22 protein-coding genes are annotated in these 21121 nt (G+C 64.0%); 7 read left to right on the top strand and 15 right to left on the bottom strand.

From position 1 onward, the window contains the following. The 3 genes from pyrH to rpsB all read right to left on the bottom strand — a co-directional run bounded on the left by pyrH (position 1) and on the right by rpsB (position 2564). Positions 1-765 carry a UMP kinase gene (gene pyrH, locus E4680_RS04165; protein WP_205688747.1) on the bottom strand — a complete coding sequence of 255 codons (765 nt, stop codon included), beginning with the start codon at positions 763-765 and terminating at the stop codon, positions 1-3. A gap of 98 nt (positions 766-863) precedes the next feature. Then, entirely contained in the window at positions 864-1745 is an 882-nt protein-coding gene (tsf, locus tag E4680_RS04160) for a translation elongation factor Ts (RefSeq protein WP_135281132.1), read from the bottom strand. Between the two features lie 42 nt (positions 1746-1787). Beyond that, positions 1788-2564 (bottom strand): 30S ribosomal protein S2, encoded by a 777-nt coding sequence (gene rpsB, locus E4680_RS04155; protein ID WP_135281131.1) that lies wholly within the window; start codon positions 2562-2564, stop codon positions 1788-1790. A 258-nt stretch (positions 2565-2822) separates the two neighbouring features. Between rpsB and map the strand changes: the two genes are divergently transcribed. From map to E4680_RS04125, 6 genes are all read left to right on the top strand, one after another. Next, positions 2823-3611, top strand: a complete 789-nt coding sequence (gene map / locus E4680_RS04150) for a type I methionyl aminopeptidase (RefSeq protein ID WP_135281130.1) — start codon at positions 2823-2825, stop codon at positions 3609-3611. A gap of 20 nt (positions 3612-3631) precedes the next feature. Next, positions 3632-6313 (top strand): [protein-PII] uridylyltransferase, encoded by a 2682-nt coding sequence (gene glnD / locus E4680_RS04145; protein ID WP_135281129.1) that lies wholly within the window; start codon positions 3632-3634, stop codon positions 6311-6313. A 70-nt stretch (positions 6314-6383) separates the two neighbouring features. Next, positions 6384-7211 (top strand): 2,3,4,5-tetrahydropyridine-2,6-dicarboxylate N-succinyltransferase, encoded by an 828-nt coding sequence (dapD, locus tag E4680_RS04140; RefSeq protein WP_205688746.1) that lies wholly within the window; start codon positions 6384-6386, stop codon positions 7209-7211. 6 nt (positions 7212-7217) lie between these two features. Then, a complete protein-coding gene (gene dapE, locus E4680_RS04135) occupies positions 7218-8345 on the top strand; it encodes a succinyl-diaminopimelate desuccinylase (RefSeq protein WP_135281128.1) in 1128 nt (375 codons plus the stop codon). A 7-nt stretch (positions 8346-8352) separates the two neighbouring features. After that, entirely contained in the window at positions 8353-8850 is a 498-nt protein-coding gene (gene tadA / locus E4680_RS04130; protein WP_135281276.1) for a tRNA adenosine(34) deaminase TadA, read from the top strand. Positions 8851-8852: 2 nt separating this feature from the next. Next, positions 8853-10742 carry an ABC-F family ATP-binding cassette domain-containing protein gene (locus E4680_RS04125; RefSeq protein ID WP_135281127.1) on the top strand — a complete coding sequence of 630 codons (1890 nt, stop codon included), beginning with the start codon at positions 8853-8855 and terminating at the stop codon, positions 10740-10742. A gap of 250 nt (positions 10743-10992) precedes the next feature. On the opposite strand, the gene E4680_RS04120 is transcribed toward E4680_RS04125, so the two are convergent. Then, positions 10993-11670, bottom strand: coding sequence for a hypothetical protein (locus tag E4680_RS04120; RefSeq protein WP_135281126.1), 678 nt, complete (start codon positions 11668-11670; stop codon positions 10993-10995). 64 nt (positions 11671-11734) lie between these two features. Here E4680_RS04120 and E4680_RS04115 point away from each other — a divergent pair, with 64 nt between their 5' ends. Further along, positions 11735-12793: a glycosyltransferase family 9 protein gene (locus tag E4680_RS04115; RefSeq protein WP_135281125.1), complete on the top strand. Its 1059-nt coding sequence runs from the start codon at positions 11735-11737 to the stop codon at positions 12791-12793. Here E4680_RS04115 and E4680_RS04110 read toward each other — a convergent pair. From E4680_RS04110 to E4680_RS04060, 11 genes are all read right to left on the bottom strand, one after another. Further along, positions 12778-13179 (bottom strand): DUF6165 family protein, encoded by a 402-nt coding sequence (locus E4680_RS04110; RefSeq protein WP_135281124.1) that lies wholly within the window; start codon positions 13177-13179, stop codon positions 12778-12780. The genes E4680_RS04115 and E4680_RS04110 overlap by 16 nt on opposite strands. 75 nt (positions 13180-13254) lie before the next feature. Next, positions 13255-14475 (bottom strand): c-type cytochrome biogenesis protein CcmI, encoded by a 1221-nt coding sequence (gene ccmI / locus E4680_RS04105; RefSeq protein ID WP_135281123.1) that lies wholly within the window; start codon positions 14473-14475, stop codon positions 13255-13257. Beyond that, on the bottom strand, positions 14472-14945 hold the full coding sequence (locus E4680_RS04100; protein WP_135281122.1) for a cytochrome c-type biogenesis protein: 474 nt from the start codon (positions 14943-14945) through the stop codon (positions 14472-14474). Before E4680_RS04100 ends, ccmI begins: the two co-directional genes overlap by 4 nt. Continuing rightward, positions 14942-15484, bottom strand: coding sequence for a DsbE family thiol:disulfide interchange protein (locus E4680_RS04095; RefSeq protein WP_135281121.1), 543 nt, complete (start codon positions 15482-15484; stop codon positions 14942-14944). The genes E4680_RS04100 and E4680_RS04095 overlap by 4 nt, the downstream gene beginning before the upstream one ends. After that, entirely contained in the window at positions 15481-17457 is a 1977-nt protein-coding gene (locus tag E4680_RS04090; protein ID WP_135281120.1) for a heme lyase CcmF/NrfE family subunit, read from the bottom strand. The genes E4680_RS04095 and E4680_RS04090 overlap by 4 nt, the downstream gene beginning before the upstream one ends. Then, on the bottom strand, positions 17454-17918 hold the full coding sequence (ccmE, locus tag E4680_RS04085; protein ID WP_135281119.1) for a cytochrome c maturation protein CcmE: 465 nt from the start codon (positions 17916-17918) through the stop codon (positions 17454-17456). Before ccmE ends, E4680_RS04090 begins: the two co-directional genes overlap by 4 nt. Continuing rightward, positions 17902-18114, bottom strand: coding sequence for a heme exporter protein CcmD (ccmD, locus tag E4680_RS04080; RefSeq protein WP_135281118.1), 213 nt, complete (start codon positions 18112-18114; stop codon positions 17902-17904). Before ccmD ends, ccmE begins: the two co-directional genes overlap by 17 nt. Next, complete coding sequence (gene ccmC, locus E4680_RS04075) at positions 18111-18842, bottom strand: heme ABC transporter permease CcmC (RefSeq protein WP_135281117.1); 732 nt, start codon at positions 18840-18842, stop codon at positions 18111-18113. Before ccmC ends, ccmD begins: the two co-directional genes overlap by 4 nt. 1 nt (position 18843) lies before the next feature. Then, positions 18844-19527: a heme exporter protein CcmB gene (gene ccmB / locus E4680_RS04070; protein WP_135281116.1), complete on the bottom strand. Its 684-nt coding sequence runs from the start codon at positions 19525-19527 to the stop codon at positions 18844-18846. Further along, positions 19524-20168 (bottom strand): cytochrome c biogenesis heme-transporting ATPase CcmA, encoded by a 645-nt coding sequence (ccmA, locus tag E4680_RS04065; protein WP_205688744.1) that lies wholly within the window; start codon positions 20166-20168, stop codon positions 19524-19526. Before ccmA ends, ccmB begins: the two co-directional genes overlap by 4 nt. 80 nt (positions 20169-20248) lie before the next feature. Further along, complete coding sequence (locus tag E4680_RS04060; protein WP_167792373.1) at positions 20249-21085, bottom strand: hypothetical protein; 837 nt, start codon at positions 21083-21085, stop codon at positions 20249-20251. Positions 21086-21121: the final 36 nt, after the last annotated feature.

The raw sequence follows: 21121 nt of genomic DNA, 5'->3' as shown, positions 1-21121 counted from the left end.
TCATGCTCCCTGGCGATGGGACGCCGCCGGTTCGTACGTCCCGTTATCGACGGTCGTACCGATATCCTGATCACCGGTAACGATCCGCATCAAGGCACCTTCCTGTTTGATATCAAACACCCTGAGCGCCAAATCATGGTCACGACACAAGACGATGGCGGTCGTGTCCATCACCATGAGCCGGCGATCCAGAACCTCATCGTAATTCAAGCGCTCGTAGCGCTGCGCCGCAGGATCCTTGACCGGATCGGCACTGTAGACACCATCGACCTTGGTGGCCTTGAGCAGCAGTTCCGCGCCGACCTCGATAGCACGCAGACTGGCAGCAGTATCCGTGGTAAAAAACGGATTCCCTGTTCCGGCCGCAAACAGGACCACCCGACCCTTTTCAAGGTGGCGAATGGCGCGGCGCCGAATATAGTCCTCACACACCTCGTTGATGCGCAACGCCGACATCACGCGCGCAAAGACGCCCTTGCGCTCCAAGGCATCCTGCAGTGCCAGGGCATTCATCACCGTGGCCAGCATTCCCATGTGGTCAGCCGTGACCCGATCCATGCCCGCATTGGCCAATCCGGCGCCCCGGAAGATATTGCCGCCGCCGATCACGATCCCGGTCTGGACGCCGAGATCACGCACCTCGCGGATCTCTTCGGCCAAACGCGCGATGATGTCGGGATCTACCCCGTAATCCGCCTCCCCCATCAGGGCTTCACCACTGAGCTTGAGCAGAATGCGGCGATAGGTCGGGGCGGATGGCATCATGGAATCCTCGGAAGGTTCGATTGCTATGGATGGTTCACGCAGAATGACCGAAAGCCCCGCCATACGAGACTTCCGGCCCCATCAAGCTTCCCTCGGAATCAGCCGCCGCGAACCTGCGCCATGACTTCCTCGGCAAAGTTTTCGACTTTCTTCTCCACGCCCTCACCCACTTCCAGACGGACGAAGCGCATGACTTGGGCACCCGCCTGCTTCAGGCGCTGCGCAACGGTCATGTCAGGATCCTTGACGAAAGGCTGACCCACGAGCGCAACTTCGTTCAGGTACTTGCGAACGCGGCCCTCGACCATCTTCTCGATGATGTCGTCAGGCTTTCCGCTCTCACGGGCCTGCGCCTCGAAGATCTCGCGCTCCTTGGCCACCACCTCCGCGGGGACGTCTTCGGGCGAGACGCAAAGCGGACGACTGGCCGCGATATGCATGGCGATATCCCGCGCCAAGGCTTCGTCGCCGCCCTTGAGGTCCACGATGACGCCGATTCGGCTGCCATGGCTGTAGAGACCAAACACATCACCCTGGCATTCCAGGCGCTCGAACCGGCGCACGGCGATGTTTTCACCGATCTTGGCCACCATTTCGCGGCGACGCTCATCAATGGTCATCTCATCGGCATACGGAAGCGCCAGCAGTGCGTCGACATCAACCGGCGATGCGGCCAGTGCTGCTCCGGCAATCCGATTGGCAAAGGCCTGGAAATCATCACCACCGGCGACGAAGTCCGTCTCGCAATTCACTTCAATCGCGACCGCAACGCGACCTGCCTCATCACGCTCGACCACCACGCGACCCTCGGCGGCCACACGCCCCGCCTTCTTGTCAGCCTTGGCGAGGCCCTGCTTGCGCATCAGCTCGATAGCCTGATCCAGGTCGCCCGCGGTTTCGGTCAGGGCCTTCTTGCACTCCATCATCCCCGCGCCGGTTCGTTCGCGCAGTTCCTTAACCATTGCGGCTGTTACAGACATAATCAAACTCCTTAAAAGTCGCGCCTGACCGCGGCAGAGAAATCAGGGTGTCGAATCGGCCGTATCGGTCAGAGCGGCCGCAGCGGCGGCTTCCGGTTCCACTTCCACGAATTCATCACCCAGCCCACCTTCGCCGCGGCTCAGCTTGCCTTCGAGCACCGCATCGGCCATGAGCTGCGCGTAAAGACCCACCGCCCGCATGGCATCGTCGTTACCCGGGATAGGATGGTGCACGCCCAGTGGCGAATTGTTCGTGTCAACCACACCGATGACCGGAATGCCGAGTTTGGCGGCCTCGTTCACAGCAATGGACTCATGACCCACATCAACGATGAACAGGGCATCGGGCAAACGATTCATGTCCTTGATGCCGCCCAGGCTACGCTCCAACTTCTCGCGCTCGCGCTCCAGCATCAGGGCTTCTTTCTTGCTGAGCCGATCCAGGGTGCCGTCCTCAGCCATCTGCTCCAACCCTTTGAGGCGTCGGATCGACTGACGCACGGTCTGCCAGTTGGTCAGCATTCCGCCCAGCCAGCGATGGGCCACGAACGGCATGCCGCAACGAGCTGCCTGCTCGCGCATGTGATCGGAAGCAGCACGCTTGGTTCCCACGAACAGGATGGTGCCGCCCTGGGCCGCGACCCGGCGCCCCTCATCGAGGGCTTCGCGCAGCATCGGCAGCGTATGTTCGAGGTTGATGATGTGGATATTGTTGCGCGACCCGAAAATATAGGGTGCCATGCGCGGATTCCAAAATCGGGTCTGATGACCGAAATGAACCCCCGCTTCGAGCAACTGACGCATCGAGATATCAGGCATGATCAAAAACTCCAGATTTGGGTTAAGCCTCCGCACGCCCCGATCTGCCACCCATGCGGGCACCCAGCAAATCGTGTCGGCGTACGTGTGGAATCATTGGTGCCGCTGCACCGCAGCCGGGTACCAACGGCATTAAGTTGTTGCTGAAAAAGCCGGCGATTTATACCATAGACCTTCAATTCACGACAAATCGGGCTTGCGCCAGTCCTCGGCGACTCGCCTGCGCCTGACGCCATCCCTCCATCTTGATGAGTATCCATGCAGGTCAATCTGAAAACACCTGACGAACAGGAAAAGATGCGCGTGGCCGGCCGGCTCGCCGCGCGCGTGCTGGAAATGATCGAGCCGCACGTGCAGCCCGGAGTCACCACCGACGCACTCGATCGCATTTGCCATGACTATATCGTCGGCGAGCTCGACGCGATCCCTGCCCCGCTGAACTACAACGGCTTCCCCAAATCCATCTGCACCTCGGTCAACCACGTCGTCTGCCACGGCATCCCCGGACCCAAGAAACTCCGGTCAGGCGATATCATCAATATCGACATCACTGTCATCAAGGACGGATTTCACGGCGATACCAGCGCCATGTTCGTCGTCGGCGAGGCCTCGATCCTGGCCCAGCGTCTGGTGCGGGTGACACGGGAAGCCCTGTACATCGGTATCGACATGGTTCGCCCCGGCGCGCGCCTGGGCGATATCGGGGCAGCCATCCAGGCCCACGCCGAGCGCGAACGATTCAGCGTGGTCAGGGAATACTGCGGCCACGGCATCGGGCGAGTGTTTCATGAGGAACCCCAAGTGCTGCATTACGGCACACCGGGCACGGGGCTGATCTTGCAGCCCGGCATGTGTTTTACCATCGAACCGATGATCAACACGGGCAAGCGGCAGGTGAAACTCTTGCCTGACGCATGGACCGTGGTCACCAAAGACCATAGTCTATCGGCGCAATGGGAACACACGCTGCTGGTCACGGAAACCGGGCACGAAATCCTCACTTTGCGCTCTAACGAGACACCGCCTCTGCGCGCGCCGGCGCGCTGATCGTATCGGAGCGCCGTATCATGTCCACCGCCGCACCCCCTGCCCCAACCGCGGTCCCGCAATCCTTGCCCGATGAGCAGGCGGTGCGAACTTGGCTGAGCACCGGCGCCAAGGGGCTCGCGGAACTCCGCAACAGCCTGAAAGAACTGGACAGCCGCCAATGGGCCGAGTTACAGCAGAACGTTCCGATCGAGCAGCTGATCCAAACGCGTCTGACCTTGATCGATCGCCTGCTCAGTCTCTCCTGGCTGCATTTCCTCGCTCCCCATGCCGAGGCGCTGTGTCTGGCTGCCACGGGCGGATATGGTCGCGGCGAGCTGCAACCCCAATCGGATATCGATGTCCTGATTCTGCTGCCCGCCGGCGTCAACGACGACTGGACCGGCGCGCTGGAGCGCTTCATCACCTTCCTGTGGGACATCGGGTTGCAAGTCGGACATAGCGTGCGCAGCGTGGCGGAGTGCGCCCAGATGGCAGCGACCGACCTCACCGTCATGTCCAATCTCCTGGAATCCCGCCTGCTCGCCGGCGATCCGCATCTGCTTGAGGCCATGCGGGCCGCCACCTCCCCGCGCCGCATGTGGGACAGCCGAACCTTTTTCGCGGCCAAGGTTGCCGAGCAGACGACCCGTCACCACAAATTCCACGATACCGGCTATCAGCTGGAACCCAACGTCAAGGAGAGTCCCGGTGGATTGCGCGACATCCAGGCCATCGGCTGGGTGGCCAAGCGCCATTTCCAGGCCGAGACACTCGACGAGTTGCTCGAACACGGCTTCCTGACGGAGCGGGAGCTGCGCTCACTCCTGCAGAGTCAACAATTCCTCTGGCGAGTGCGCTGGGCGCTGCACATGTTGACTGGGCGCCGCGAAGACCGGCTCCTGTTCGATGTACAGCCGCGGCTAGCCGAGCTGTTCGGCTACAGCGACCAGGATCATAATCTGGCGGTCGAACAGTTCATGCAGAACTACTACCGCACCGTGACGCGGGTTAGCCGGCTCAACGAGCTGCTGCTTCAGCTGTTCGAGGAAACTCTGCTCTATCCCACCAGTGATGCTTCGCCGCCCATTCCCCTGAACAGCCGCTTCCAGGTCCGCAACGGGCATATCGAAGTCACCCGTCCCGAGGTGTTTCGCCGCCACCCCTTTGCCCTGTTGGAAATCTTTCTGCTGCTGATGCAGCACCCCGAACTTCAGGGCGTGCGCGCGGCCACCATCCGCCTGATCCGGCAGCATCGCGATCTGATCGACGGCCCGTTCCGCGAAGACCTCCGCGCGCGCAGCCTGTTCATGGAAATGCTGCACCAACCCCACGGCATCACTCACGAATTGCGGCGCATGAACCGCTACGGCATTCTGGCCCGCTATCTACCGGAGTTCGGCGCCCTAGTCGGGCGGATGCAGTTCGACCTGTTTCATGCGTACACGGTCGATCAGCATCTTCTGTTCGTGCTGCGCAATCTGCGGCGCATCACCGTGCCTGAATTTGCGCATGAATACCCGCTGTGCAGCGAAATTGTCGAGCGCATTCCCAAGCGCGAGCTCCTCTATATCGCAGGCCTGTACCACGACATGGGCAAAGGTCAGGGGGGAGACCACTCCGAGATCGGCGCCCAGCTGGCCACCGCATTTTGCTGTCGCCACGGTCTCAGCGAGCGGGACACCGAGCTGGTCACCTGGCTGGTCCGCAATCACCTGCTGATGTCCATGACGGCCCAACGACGTGATATTGCCGATCCGCAGGAAATCCATGCCTTCGCACGCAAGGTGCGCACGCGCTCACGACTCGATTATCTGTTCCTGCTCACCGTCGCCGACATGCGCGCGACCAACCCTGGATTGCTGACCGAATGGAAGTTCCGTCTGCTCAGCCAGCTGTACCGTACCACTCGTGAAGCTCTCGAACGCGGCCTGGATCGTCCACTCAACGCCGCGACGGTTGTCGCCGAGAACCGCGAGGAGGCGCTGATGCAACTCAATCGCAGCGGCGTCAGCACAGAAACCGCCGTGGCAACGTGGCAGAATTTTCCCGAGGCCTATTTCCTGCGTCATCAGGGCGATGAAATCGCCTGGCAAACCCGCGCTCTGGTTTCGGCACCCCGCCCCGGTGGACTCATCGTCCAGTTGCGGCCGGACAATGATCGTGGCAGCACCGCGATTTTCCTGTACCTGCCGGATCGCGATTACCTGTTCGGTCGCGTATGTGCCGTGCTCACCCAACTGGGCCTGACGATTCAGGATGCCCGCATCAGCTCGACCACCGACGGCCACGCGCTGGATACGTTCATGGTGCTCGAACAGGATGGTCATTTCGTCGACGATCATTATCGGCTGCACGAGATTCGCGAGCAGCTGATCGAGGTGCTAACCCGCCCCGCCGATGAAGATTGCCTGGTCACGCGACGCCCTTCTCGACTGGCACGCATCTTTGTCAGCGCGCCGCGCATCGAATTCCGCGACGATCCGGGACCCTGCACGGTGATGGAACTGGTCGCCACCGATTACCCGGGGCTGTTGTCCTGGATCGGACAGGTCTTCGCCGAACATGGTATCCGCGTCCTCGCCGCTAAAATCGCAACCATCGGGGAGTGCGTTGAGGATATTTTCTGGATCGCCGATGCCCAAGGGAGAATCGACGACCCAACCCGGCGCAGCGAACTGGTTGCGGCACTGACGCAGGCGCTTGAAGAAGGCCAGTCTTGACTGGCCCGCACGGATCGTCCCGCCGGCAGCCGACTGCTAGAATAGGCGGCCCATTTTCAGGAGGCCGGCCATGACATCCCTGCAAGACACCATCGAAGCAGCCTTCGAGGATCGGGCGAATATCTCGCCCCAACAAGCCCCCGAGAGCGTGCGCCGCGCCGTGCAGAATGCCCTCGATCTGCTGGAGAGCGGCCAGGCGCGCGTAGCCGAGCCCCTGGCGCAGGGCGGATGGCAGGTCAATGAGTGGCTCAAAAAAGCCGTCCTGCTCTCGTTCCGTCTGGAAGACAACCATCCGGTGGAAGGCGGTTTCACCCGCTTCTACGACAAGGTGCCGACCCGCTTTGCGGGCTTTTCTGAAGCTGACTTCCGCGCCTTGGGCGTTCGGGTGGTCCCACCGGCCACGGTCCGGCGCGGTGTCTGCATCGGTCGCGGCGCGGTACTCATGCCAAGCTACGTCAATATCGGCGCCTACGTGGGGGAAGGCACCATGGTCGACACTTGGGCCACGGTCGGCTCGTGCGCACAGATCGGCAGGAACGTGCACCTCTCCGGTGGAGTCGGCATCGGCGGCGTGCTCGAACCGCTACAGGCGAGCCCGACCATCATCGAGGACGACTGTTTCATCGGCGCCCGGTCGGAAATCGTCGAAGGCGTAGTCGTCGAGCGTGGTGCGGTGATTTCCATGGGGGTCTACATCGGCCAGAGCACCCGCATCTACGATCGGCGCACCGGCACCATCAGCTATGGCCGTGTGCCGGCCGGTGCGGTAGTTGTCTCCGGCAGCCTGCCATCGGCCGACGGCAGCTACAGCCTATACTGCGCAGTGATCGTCAAGCAGGTTGACGAGAAGACCCGCCAGAAGGTCGGCATCAACGAACTGCTGCGTGAAGTCGAGTAAACCGCCATGTCGCCCACTCTCGCGCTGGCCCGTGCGCTGATCGAGCGCCCTTCGGTCACCCCCGACGATGCAGGTTGCCAAGCGCTGATCGGCGCGCGCCTGACTGCGCTGGGTTTCCGGTTGGAAACGCTGACGTTCGGAGCCGTCACCAACCTTTGGGCGGTGCATGGTCACCAGGGCCCGCTGGCCGTGTTTGCCGGGCATACCGACGTGGTACCCACCGGACCGGAAGACGCGTGGCGCAGCGCACCATTCGTTCCGAGCATCCGCGATGGCCGCCTCTACGGCCGGGGCAGCGCCGACATGAAAGGCAGCCTGGCCGCAATGGTGACTGCCATCGAGGCGTTTCTTGGCCGCCATCCGGAACCTCGGGGGCGCATCGGCCTGCTGCTCACCAGCGACGAGGAAGGTCCGGCCGTGGACGGCACGGCGCGGGTCGTGGAAACCCTCGTACAGCGCGGAGAGATCCCCGACTGGTGCATCGTCGGCGAACCCACCAGCGAACGCGCACTGGGCGACATGGTCAAGAACGGCCGGCGTGGATCACTGAGCGGCACGCTGAAGGTTCACGGCGTTCAGGGTCATGTGGCCTACCCCCACAAAGCCGCCAACCCCGTGCATCTGACCGCCCCGGCCCTCGCCACACTCGTGGCTGAACGCTGGGATGAAGGCAGCACCGACTTCCCGCCGACCTCCTTCCAGATCTCCAACATCCACGCCGGCACCGGTGCCGGCAACGTCATCCCCGGCACGATGACGGTGCAGTTCAATTTCCGCTTCAATCCGGCCAGCCCGGCGGACACCCTGCGCCAGCGCACCGAGGAAGTCCTGGTCCATCACGGGCTCGATTTCAGCATCGACTGGACCCTCGGCGCCGAACCGTTTCTCACGCCAAAAGGCCTGCTGGTCGACGCGGTCCGCAAGGCCGTGCGAGAGATCACCGGTCGCGAGGCTGCGTGTTCGACCACCGGCGGCACCTCGGATGCGCGCTTCCTCGCCCGGCACTGTGCTCAGGTGGTGGAACTGGGGCCTGTCAACGCCTCGATCCATCAGGTCGACGAGTGGGTGAGTGTGGACGAACTCGATCAGCTCGCTGCCGTCTATGATCGCGTACTGGAACATCTGCTTGGCTAAGCCCGCCATGTCCACCCGCCATCCGCCGACCGATTCCGACAGCCCGTCTTCGGATGCGAGCCGCGATGAACAGTTCATGCAGCGCGCGCTCACGCTCGCACGGCAGGCCCAGGAGACTGGCGAGGTCCCGGTGGGTGCGGTCCTCGTCCAGGCGGGACGCATCATTGCCGAGGGCGGCAACCAGCCCATCGGCCAGCATGATCCCACGGCGCACGCCGAGATTCAGGTCCTGCGCGCGGCCGGTCTCTCGCAGCGCAACTACCGTCTCCCCGGAAGCTGTCTATACGTCACCCTGGAGCCTTGTCTGATGTGCGCCGGTGCCATGGTGCATGCTCGCATCGAGCGCCTGGTGTTCGGCGCCCCCGACCCGCGCGCCGGGGCGGCCGGCAGCGTCTTTCAGGTGCTGCACGATCCGCACCTGAATCACCGCGTCGAGGTTCAAGGCGGCGTCCTTGCGCAGGACTGCGCCGACCTCCTGCGCGCCTTTTTCCGCGCGCGCCGCTGACCATGATCGTCTTCGAAGATTTCTCGCTCCAGCGCGGTGGCAAGCCGCTGTTCGACGTCGCCCGAGCAACGATCCAGCCCGGTGAGCGCGTGGGTCTGATCGGAGCCAACGGTGCCGGCAAGTCGAGCCTGTTCGCGCTGATGCAGGGCAAGCTCCACACTGATGCCGGCGAGGTACGGGTACCCGCGCAGTGGCGCATCGCTCATGTCGCCCAGGAAACCCCAGCCCTGGCACGCAGCGCGCTGGATTTCGTGCTCGACGGCGACACTCCGCTGCGCGCAGCCGAGGCGCGCATTGCCGAGGCGCAAGCGCGCGGCGACGGTGCCGCCGAAGCCGAAGCGCACGCTGCGTTTGCCGACGTGGACGGCTACACCGCGCCGGCGCGGGCCGAAGCCCTGTTGCTTGGCCTGGGTTTCACGCTGGATCAGACCCGTGCCGAGGTAGGCACCTTTTCCGGCGGCTGGCGCATGCGGCTCAACCTCGCCCAGGCGCTGATGTGTCCGTCCGATCTGCTCTTACTGGACGAACCCACCAACCACCTCGATCTAGATGCCATCGTCTGGCTGGAAGACTGGCTGGCGCGCTACCCGGGCACCTTGCTGGCCATTTCTCACGACCGCGAATTCCTGGATGCGGTCTGCACGGCCATCCTGCATATCGAGCACTGCAAGCTCACCCGCTACAGCGGCAACTACTCCGCCTTCGAGAGCCTGAGTGCCGAGCGGCTCGCCCTGCAGCAGGCGGCCTTCGACAAGCAGCAGCAACATATCGCTCATCTGCAAAGCTTCATCACCCGCTTCAAGGCCAAGGCAAGCAAGGCCAAGCAGGCCCAGAGCCGCGTCAAGGCATTGGAGAAGCTGGAGAAGCTGAGCGCTGTCCAGGCCGCCCGCGAATTCAGCTTTGCCTTTCGCCCGGCTGATTCCGTCGCCAATCCTATGCTGTCCCTGGAGGCCGTGGACTGCGGGTATCCCACCACCGATGCGGCCCGCACGATCCTGCGCGCCGTCACGCTGTCGATCCAGTCGGGCCAGCGCATCGGCCTGCTCGGCGCCAACGGTCAAGGTAAATCGACCTTCATCAAGACCCTGGCCGGCACCCTGGCGCCGCTCGCCGGACGGCTGCAGACTGCCAAGGGTCTGCAGGTTGGATATTTCGCCCAGCACCAGCTTGAAACCCTGCAGCCGGACGACTCGGCGCTCGAGCACCTGATGCGGCGGGCGCCAAGCGCACGCGAGCAGGAACTCCGCAGTTTCCTCGGCGGCTTCAATTTCCGCGGTGACATGGCCACCACGCCGATCGCGCCGTTCTCGGGCGGCGAAAAGGCACGGTTGGCCCTGGCCCTCATCGTGTGGGAAAAACCCAATCTGCTGTTGTTGGACGAACCGACCAATCACTTGGATCTGGAAACCCGTGAGGCCCTGGTGCTGGCCCTGGCGCAATTCGATGGGACGCTGATCGTGGTCTCCCACGACCGCCATCTGCTGCGCGCCACGACCGACCAGTTCCTGCTGATCGCAGGCGGCGAGGTGCACGCCTATGAGGGCGATCTGGACGACTACCGAACGTGGCTGCTCAAGGAGGCCGCGCAGCGGCGCGCCGGACCAGCCAAAGCGGAAACGGCAAAGACGTCGGCAGTCCCAGGCCGCCCCAAGCCTCGCCTCGGCCCACTGACCAAGGCGCTTGCGCGGATCGAGGCTCAGCTGGATCAGGGCGCGGCCGCCATCGAGCGGATCGAAACTGCCCTCGCCGATCCCGCGCTGTACACCGGCGGGGATCGGGACCGGCTGACCGAACTGCTGCGCCAGCAGGCGCAAGCGCGCGAGGAACAGGAACGACTGGAAACGCGCTGGCTCGAGTTGCAGACCGAGATCGAAGCCGCCGCGCAGCCTTGAAGCGCGCCTTGCGAATCCTTTCCGGTCTGTCGGATCGTCGGAATGGCACCCGGTGATCCGGCGTGCAGGCATTGGCTCCGCTCGCCGGAAAGCCGGAATGATTGCCCCGATCAGCCGCTCCGATGCGAGATCAGCGCGAACAGCTCGCCCGCACATGTGTTTACCGCGTCCCGCTCGAGATCAGCAGGCTGGCCCCGAGGCCGGTCCCGAGCCAGGCTCGGCAGGGGGGAGGGAAGCCACTGCGTTCCGATCAATTCGGCATGACCGGCCAAGGCAGCCGTGACGGCATGGGCGGAGCAGGCAGCGCCAGCCGCAGAGGATCGATCGGTGCGCGGGACAGCCGTTCCAGCCTGATCTCGTTGCCGTAGCGCAGCAGGGCAAGACCGCCGTCGCGCTCAAGTTCAGGCGGTAGATCGAGCGGCCCCGAGCCCAGCAGGCGGCCATAGCGGCGCAAGCGCTGCACCAGCGCATGTTGCACCCGCTGCAACTCGGGGTCGGCCGCAAGCACGACGGTGTCGGCCAGCGTCGTTCCATCTGGCAGGCGGCCACTGGCGGTGTAGACCCTGCCGGTGATGCCGGCGATTTGTTCCTGGGAACCGGTCGAACCGGTCAGCCGGAACGCTACCGGTCCGAGCGGCCCGGCCTCGGTGAGCAGCGACTGCAACAACGGACCTAAAGGACTCTGTTGGGCATCGTCCAGATCGACAACCTGCCAAAACCCTTCCATCCGGCGCACCCAATAGCCGCTGCCATCGCGGAACAGCAGCACCTGACCGTTCCAGGTCAGGCGCAGTGTCGCGTCGTCGCGATATTCCACGGTGAACGGCTCGCCATTCTGCAGCCGCCAGATCTGCGTCAGATCGGCCCAGGCCACAGAGGTGAACGAAGCCAGCATGAGCAGCGCCGCATTACGAAGGCGGTGTTTCACCCTCCCCCAGGCAGATGGGTTAGTCTTCACCATCTTCAACGTTCCCCCACCGTACCGTAAAGTCATGAGCGTACCTGAATCGATCTGCTTGCTACGCCTGTCCGCCCTGGGCGACGTCACCCACATGCTCCCCATCGTGCACACGCTGCGCCGGCACTGGCCGCAGACGCGCCTGACCTGGGTCATCGGCAAGTTCGAAGCACGCTTGGTGGGCGACCTGCCGGATGTCGAGTTCATCACCTTCGACAAGCGTGCGGGCTGGCGCGGCTACCACGACCTGCATCGCCAATTGGCGGGGCGGCACTTCGATGTCGCCTGCATCATGCAGGTGGCGCTGCGCGCCAATCTGGCCAGCCTGGCCGTCCGCGCGCCGGTCCGCATCGGCTTTGACCGTGCACGCGCCAAGGATGGGCACGGCCTGTTCGTCAATCAGCGCATCATGCCCGGTCCTGGCGAGCATGTCATCGAGGGCTTTTTCGGCTTCCTGAGAGCCGCCGGCCTCTCGGCGCGCGAATGGTGCTGGGATCTGCCCATCCCGGATGAGGCCCGAAACTGGGCGGCGGCGCAGTGCCCGCCGGATCGGCCGGTCTTGTTGCTGAGCCCCTGCTCCAGCCATCCGCAGCGCAACTGGCGTGCGGAACATTATGCGCATGTGGCCGATCACGCCGCGCGGCGCCATGGCCTGCGGGTGATCCTGTGCGGCGGCCCTTCGCCAGCCGAGCGCGCCATGGGTGATGCCATCACAGCCGCCATCACCGGCGAGCCGCCGCTCGACCTGATCGGCAAGGACACCCTCAAGCGGTTTCTGGCGCTGCTGGAACGCGCCTGCGCCCTCATCAGCCCGGATTCGGGCCCAGCCCACATGGCGATCTGCACGGGCACACCGGTCATCGGCCTGTATGCCGCCAGCAATCCCGTCCGCAGCGGGCCCTACAACAGTCGGCAGTGGTGCGTGGACCGCTACGATGCGGCAGCGCGGAAGTTCCTCGGAAAGCCGGCCGCCGCTCTTCCTTGGGGCCGCAAGCTAGAGTTTCCGGGCGTGATGGATCTCATTGAGCCCGAAGCAGTGACCGAGCGACTCGACGCCCTCATGGCGTGGCGGACCGCTCAGGGTGAGGCGTAGCCGGCGTAGGATTTTTCTTCGATTAGCGTCGAACCCAGACGCAGATTGATCTCGCGCTTGAGCGCCGCGCGCCGGTCGTTCTGGTGATAGACGGCCCGGGCCAGCGTGATGAAGCCATCGTCGAAGGCCTGCTGGCGCTCTTTGTCGCGGATATCGTCCTCGATCTGCCACAGCGCCTCGTTGACGGTCTTCAAAGCTGCGCGCAGGTCGTCGACAGCAGCGCCCCGTGCGGCTGCCGATGCGGCCCAGACGGCCTGCAACAACGTCAGCTCATGGCTGACGTTGTCCCGTTTGACCGGATCGGTGATACGCGCCTGCTTGATTTCGAGAATGGTGATCTTGTCGATCAGTTCACCATACGAAACGGGGATCTGGATTTCACTCATCTGCCATTCCTGTAAGCGCGATCGCGAACGGTCGCGAGTCTACCGGCGCCGGCGCGCCGGGTAAACGCGGCCCGATCACGGGCTCGCACCGACCGGCGTGGCTTGCTCGCCAATAACCAGCGAAACTGCTTCCTCGGGTTGCCAACGGGCCGACACCGGCCCGGCGCGAGGGTCGTCCGTCGCGCCTTGGGCCAACCCGCTCGAGGAAACATGCGCGCTGATCCACAGCGTCTCGAGCGAAGACAGCCGGCGCGTCGGCATCAGGCTCATCTCATCGGTCAGCACCAGACTGAGCGGCAGATCCGCCACTTGCTTGCGGATCGCGCCGACGGGCATGCCGCCTTGCGGGTTGTCCCGAATCGCCACGAAGACCGTCGTCTCGGCCGAAAGGGTCGCCGCCAGATCGGGCGTCAGTGCGATCCGCACCGTCGGGCCGGGCTGGACCGCCGCCTCGACGGGCCCCGAATCAGCCGATTCCGGCGATTGACCGATCTGCGCCAGCGCCTGGCGCAGGGTATCGGCGACCGGTGCTTCGGGCCCGATCAAGGTCAACAGATGCCGCCAATGCCGGCCAGCTGCTTCGGCATCCCCACGCGCTGCAGCCGCGACACCGGCCAGCCAGAGCGTGCGCGGATGATCGGCATCGAGCGCCAGCGCTTCATCGAGCAGCTGCGCGGGTTCGCCGGCCCACTGCGGCGGATTGGACTGCAGCGCCAGAGCCTGCGCACGCTGCGAGAGCACCTCGGGATCGTCCCGTTCCAGCGCCAGGGCCTTGCCGAACGCCTGCGCTGCGTCGGTCTGCCGCCCCAGACCGGCATAGGACCGGCCCAGCAGAATCCAGCCTTCGCGTTCCTCGGGATTCGCGGCCAACCGCTCGGCCAGATTGTCCACCAGCCGATCCAGATCCGCACTCCCCTCGGGCGGCGTCGCAATGACCGGCCAGGCGCCAAGCTGGAGGTACAGCGCGCCGGCCAGCAACGGAATGACCAGCGCCAGCACACCGGCGATGCGGCGGCTTTTGGCCGGCGCATCGCCGGGCCGCGACCGGTTCTGCGCCGCCCAGTCGTCCAGGAGCGCCGCTTCGAGCTCGACCCGCCGCGACTGCGCCTGCTCGGCGTCGATGGCCCCATCGGCGAGCTCTGCGGCCAGCTCGGCGTGCTTGCGGCGGTGAATCGCGAGCAGCGCATCGGCTTCGGACTGGCCCTCAACGGCGCCGCGCCACAAGGGTCGCGCCACGAACCCGACGGCCAGCAGCGCCAGCACCAAGCAGATGAGCGCGAAGACGGTCGTGATCATGGCTGCGATTCCTCGTCACCATCGAGCAACGCGCGCGCGCGCCGATGATCCACCTCGCTCAGCATCGGCGATGCAGCGCGGCCCCGGCGGCGGCTGAAGACCAGCCAGATCACCGCACCCACCCCCAGCAGCGCAAAGGGCCCGAACCACAGGACGTAGGTCAGCGGCTTGACCGGCGGGCGGTAGAGCACGAAATCGCCGTACCGGGCCACCAGAAAGTCCCGGATCTCAGCGTTGCCGCGTCCCTCCCGAACCATCTCCGCGACTTCGCGGCGCAGGTCATCGGCGAGCGGCGCCTCGGACTCGGCCAGCGTCTCGTTCTGGCATACCAGGCACCGCAGCTCGGTCAACAGCTGTTCGTACTGGCGCTGCTGATCGGCCTGTTCGAAGCTGCGCGGCGGAATGGCACCCGCGCTCCAGCACAGCAGCCCCGCCAACAGCATGATCACGATGCGTGAAAAGTGCTTCATGGCGCGATCCCGGTGCGTTGCAATTCGTCGACCAAAGGATCGAGGCGCTCGTCGATCACCTTCGAGGTCAACGGACCGATGTGCTTGTAGCGAATCACGCCGGCATGATCGACCACAAAGGTTTCCGGCACCCCGTAGACACCCCAGTCGATCCCGACACGACCTTCCCGGTCGACCGCGACCAGATCGAATGGATTGCCGAAACGTGCCAGCCAAGCCCGCGCTTCGTCGGAATCATCCTTGTAGTTGAGACCGACCAGCGGCAGCTCGCGGCGCTGAACCCAGCCACTCAGGACCGGGTGCTCTTCGATGCAGGCAGCGCACCAGGAGGCCCATACGTTGAATACGGTCACAGGCCGCCCGGCGAGATCGCGCTCGGTGATGGTCCGCTCGGAATCGAACAGGGCGGGCAGCGAGAAAACCGGCGCGGGACGCCCCATCAGTGGCGAGGGTACCTCGCGCGGATTCAGGCCCAAGCCGACATACAGCAGACCCACCAACACCACGAAAGCGCCCAGCGGAAGAAAAAAACGCATCATGCCCTGGCCGCTCCCGCCGGAGCGCTGGCCCCAGCCTTCAACGCGGCCGTCCGGTAGCGACGATCGGTTACCGCCAGGATGCCGCCCAGTGTCATCAGGATGGTGCCGAACCAGATCCAGCGCACCATGGGCTTGTAATGCACCCGCACCGACCAGGCGCCGTCAGGCAGTGGTTCGCCCAACGCTGCAAAGAGATCACGGGTAATACCGGCATCGAAAGCGGTCTGCGTCATCATCTGCTGGCGCACCGTATACAAACGCTTCTGGGGATTCAGGCGAGCGACCTCACGCCCCTCGCGTGAAACGACGATCAGTGCCTCATCGGCCTCGTAGTTCGGCCCGGAAACGGGATAGACCGATTCCAGCCGGAAATCATAGCCGGCCAATTCCGTCGATTCATTCAATGACAGGCGTACCACCCGCTCGGCCTCCAGCGTGCTCACCACGCCGGCGCCGATGATGAACAGCGCGATCCCGGCATGCGCCAAATGCATGCCCCAGAAACCACGCGGCAACTGTCGCCATCCCCCCAACGCGAATCCACGACGGGCCAGGCGCTGTCCGATCCCGTAGGCCGACAACCCCAAGGTCCAGAAGGCCAGCCACAGACTCAAACCGAGTACGTAACGCCGCCATCCCAGCCCGAACACCACCAGGCATAATGCGGCCAGAATCAGAGTTGGCAGCCCGATCCGCAGCACCAGACGACGCACCTCGTCCATTCGGCCCTGCCGCCAGGCCACCAGCGGCCCCAGTCCGATCAGAGCCACCAGCGGCAGCATCAGGGGAACGAACACCGCGTTGAAATAGGGCGGGCCGACGGACAGCTTGCCCATGCCCAAGGCATCGACCGCCAGCGGGTACAGCGTGCCCAGCAGCACCGCTGCAGCCGCCACCATCAGCAGCACATTGTTGGCCAGCAGCAGGCTCTCACGCGACCACGGCGCGAAGCTGATCGTCGCGCGCACCTGCGGCGCCCGCCAGGCATAGAGCAGCAGCGCCCCCCCCACCACCAGTGTCAGGAAGGTGAGGATGAACAGGCCGCGGCCCGGATCCGTGGCGAAGGCATGCACCGAAGTCAGTACGCCCGAGCGCACCAGGAAGGTACCCAGCAGGCTCAGGGAGAACGTCGTCAGGGCGAGCAGAACCGACCAGGCCTTGAAGCCGTCGCGTTTTTCCGTGACGGCCAAGGAGTGAATCAGCGCGGTACCGGTCAGCCAAGGCATGAACGAGGCATTTTCCACTGGATCCCAGAACCACCAGCCACCCCAGCCGAGCTCGTAGTACGCCCAGTGGCTACCAAGGGCGATCCCGACGGTGAGGAACATCCACGCTGCCGTGGTCCATGGACGCGACCAGCGTGCCCAGGTGGCATCCAGCCGGCCGCCGAGCAGCGCGGCGACCGCCAGTGCGAAGGCCACCGAGAAACCGACATAGCCCATGTACAGCATGGGCGGGTGGATCACCATCCCCGGGTCCTGCAGCAGCGGATTGAGATCCTGACCGTCGGCCGGAACGGGGAACAGTCGCTCGAACGGGTTGGAGGTGAAGAGAATGAACGCCAGGAAGCCCGTACTGATGAGCCCCATGACACCGATGACTCGCGCTGCATAGACCGTCGGAAGGCTGCGGGCACTCATCGCGACCGCCACGGTCCAGCTGGCGAGAATCAGCACCCACAGCAGGATCGAGCCCTCATGGCCGCCCCAGACGCCGGTGAGCCGGTAGATCAGCGGCAATGAGGTATTTGAATTCTGCGCCACATACAGGACCGAGAAGTCATGCGTCACGAAGGCATAGGTGAGCGCACCGTAGGCAAGCAGCAGAAACAGCCACTGCCCCCAGGCCGCCGGCACGGCCACCGCCATCCAGTCCGGGCGGCATCGCGCTGCGCCCCAAATTGGGAACACGCTTTGCACCAGCGCCAGCACGAACGCCAGGATCAGCGCGAAATGCCCCCATTCGATGATCATGGCTGCACCTTCCGCAGCATTTCATGCTCGGGCATCGCGCCTCTGGCCTGCAGCGCCTCGGCGACTTCGGGCGGCATGTAGTTTTCATCGTGCTTGGCCAACACTTGATCGGCCATGATCGTTCCCGCGCCGTCCAGTGTGCCTCGCGCCACGATTCCCTGACCCTCCTTGAACAGGTCGGGGAGCACGCCGGTGTACTGCACGGTCACGACGCCTTCGGTATCGGTGAGCTGGAAACGCACCGTGACCCCGTCGGCCAAGCGCTCGACACTGCCTGGAATCACCAGGCCGCCGACGCGGAAGGGCTGGCCCGGCTGCACTTCACCTGCCGCCACCTGCGCCGGGGTAAAGAAAAATGTCAGGTTCTCGCGAAAGGCGAGGCTGGCCAGAAAGGCGGCAATCCCGACCCCGACGATCAAGACCAGAACGAGGAACAATCGATTCTTACGGGCTGCTTTCATCATCGATCCGATGCACGGGCCGGCTCGGCGTGCCGCTCATGCGCTTGGAGGACTGGATCGAACGGCGCAAACGCCCATGGCGACGTGCCGGAATCCAGGCGTTGTACACAAAGACCAGCACGGCCAGTCCGTAGGCGCTCCACACATAGAAGGCATAGCCCCCCATGGCAAAAAATTCGGCGATCGCGGCGTTCATGTGACTTCTTCACTCACCCAGCGACGATGGCGCTCGCGTTCGAGGATCTCGCAGCGGGCCCGGACCAGGACGGCGGCCGCAAAATACATCATGAAACCGATCGCCATGGTCAACAACGGCCAGAGCATGTCCCAGGTCATGGACGGGCTGTCGAGCTTGGAAACCGTTGCCCCCTGATGCAGGGTGTTCCACCATTCGACGGAGTAATGAATGATCGGGATGTTGACGACCCCGACCAGTGCCAATACCGCACCGGCCCGCGCCGCACGGCGGCGGTCCTCGATCGCGGCCTGTAGCGCCATGAATCCCAGATAGAGAAAGAACAGCAGCAGCACAGAGGTCAACCGCGCGTCCCACACCCACCAGGTATTCCACATGCGTGCCCCCCACAGCGATCCGGTGGCCAGTGCCATTCCGGTGAACGCCGCGCCGAGCGGCGCGCTGACACGCGCCAGAATCTCCGCCAGCTTGACATGCCAGATGAAACCGACAGCGCTCGCACCCGCCATGAACATGTAGACGAACATTGCCATCCACGCGCTGGGTACATGAACGAAGAGAATGCGATAGGCCTGCCCCTGCTGGTAATCCACCGGCGCCAGCACCAGGCCGCCGACGGCGCCCACGACGAGCAACGCCACCGCAGCGCCCCAGAGCCACGGGATCAACCCCCCGGTCCACCGGTAGAATGTGGGCAAGGACGCCCAGCGGCTCAACATGGCGATCATGTCAGGAACCCAGGCTGGCGCGCAGTGCGGCCGCAGTCGCCACTGGCACCACCGTGATCGCCAGCACCAGTTCGGCCCCGAGCATGTAGAAATAAGGCAACACAGGCATCTCCAAAAGCGCGCTGCTCACCGCACCGGCACCGAATACCAGAACCGGGGCGAACAGCGGCAACAGCAGCACCGACACCAGCAGACCGCCCCGTGGCAGCCCCAGCGTCAACGCCACCGCCACCGATCCCAGCAGACTGAGAATCGGGGTTCCGAGCAACAGGCCGCCGAACAGCACCACCTGAGCCGGGGTCGACAATTGTAGCAAGACGCCCAGCAGAGGCGTGATCAACAACAAGGGCACACCGGTCACCAGCCAGTGCGCGAGAATCTTGGCCGACACGAGCACGCTGGTCGGATGCGGGCTGAGCAGCAGCTGTTCCAGGCTGCCATCCTCGAAGTCGGCCCGGAACAGTCCCTCGAGGGACAACAGGCTGGCCAACAGCGCACCGACCCAGACCACACCGGGGCCCACGGCGCGCAGCAAGGCGACATCGGCACCCAGCGCCAAGGGAAACAAACTCACCACGGCCGCGAAGAACACCACAGGATTGCCGAGTTCGCCCAGCCGGCGCACCGAGAGCATCAGGTCCCGCCGCAGCACAGCCCACCACGCATGGGCGAGTGAAGCGGTCATGACGCAGCCAGGGTCAAGGTCTGCTGCCGCGCCGGAGAGGGCAGGGCCAAGGGGTGATGCGTGCTCACCACCGCTACGCCCTGCCGAGACAAGTGCTCGGCCAGCATCCCGTTCACCAGCGTCTGGCCCGCACGATCCAGCGCATTGAGCGGCTCGTCCAGAATCCACACCCCGGCGCGGCCCAACAGCAGCCGGGCCAGCGCCAGACGTCGCCGCTGTCCGGATGACAAGCGCGCCACCGGAGCGTCGAGCACATGAGCCAAGCCGACGGTTTCGAGAATCGCATCCCGCTCCGCAGCCGACTGCTCGACGCCTTGCAGCGCCGCCGCGACACGCAGATTCTCCCGCGCCGTGAGCGCCAGACTGTGCCCGTTGTGGTGACCGAGATAGCGCCGATCGGCGGCGTATTCCGCCGCATGATGCGCAATCGGCTGTCCCTGCCACTGCACCTCTCCATCCTCAGGCTGGGCAAGGCCAGCCAGAATGCGAAGCAGGCTGGTCTTTCCGGCACCGTTCGGCCCCGCGACCTTGATCAGGGTGCCGGGGCGAAGCGCGAATCCCAAGCCTTGGAACAGCAACCGATCGCTCCGCACACAGCACAAATCGACGGCCGCCAACAGGGGCTTTTCTTCACTCGCCATGTGATCTATCCGATCCCGCTCGCGCAACCAGCCGGGTCGAACGGGCCACAAAGGTCCGGCCGACCGCGCAGAGGACTACGTTACTCCTTGATCCGACTGCCCATGGCTGCCCCGACTTTGCGGGAACCTTCCTGCATTGCGGCATCCAATGCTTTGGAACGAACCTTGAAAAATTTGCTGCCTGCATCGGACTGGGCAAACTTCAGATACGCATTCATGTCGCCTTCCGGCAGATCCTTGTACAGATAGGCAAACTTGATGAGATTGATCTGCTGCAGGAAGGCCGTGGCCTGAGGACGCTGAGCCGCGATCTTGGCGTCGATCTCGGCATCGGTGAGCTTCTTCTCGCTCTTGGCGGTCTTGTTCATGGCCTTGACCATGGCGACACGGGAATTCAGCTGCATATCCACCGTGGTCTGCGTGGTCAGTGTCGCCTTGTCGATTTGCTGATAAAGCGCCTGGCGCGATTCAGGAATCGGGTTTTGCTCCGTCTGCTTGGCAAATTCGACCAGATCTTTGGCTTTTTCGGGATCACCCAGCTGGTTCTCGAGTTGGATCAGTTTTTTTCCGGGATTGCCTTCATACCAGCTCAGCACTTTCTGAAGCTCCCCTTCGCTCAACTGATCAGCGAGCTGCTTGCCGACCGAACTCAAAATGGTCGGAGGCCCAAACGCATCCAGCATGATCTGTCCGATTTCACGCTGTTCGGACGTTGCCTTGCCGCTTTCTTCAGCCTTTTGCAGGCTGTCCTTGATCGACCGGGTGGTATGGCTCAGCTGTTGTTCCAGCCCGGAAGCGCGCATGATCTCGGCCGCTAGCGCGCGCTTGTCGGCGGCTTGGGCCGGCGACCCCACGAATACGGCCAGCGCCAGCGCAATCATCACGAAGCGGGACCACGACACTGCAATTTCACGCATTATTTCGTCTCTAAAAGTGAATAAGTGACGGATAGA

This window comes from Candidatus Macondimonas diazotrophica (assembly GCF_004684205.1).
In the GTDB taxonomy this organism is placed as follows: domain Bacteria; phylum Pseudomonadota; class Gammaproteobacteria; order UBA5335; family UBA5335; genus Macondimonas; species Macondimonas diazotrophica.
The sequence above is the reverse complement of the archived record's forward strand: the minus strand, read 5'-3'. Positions and strand labels throughout refer to the sequence as shown.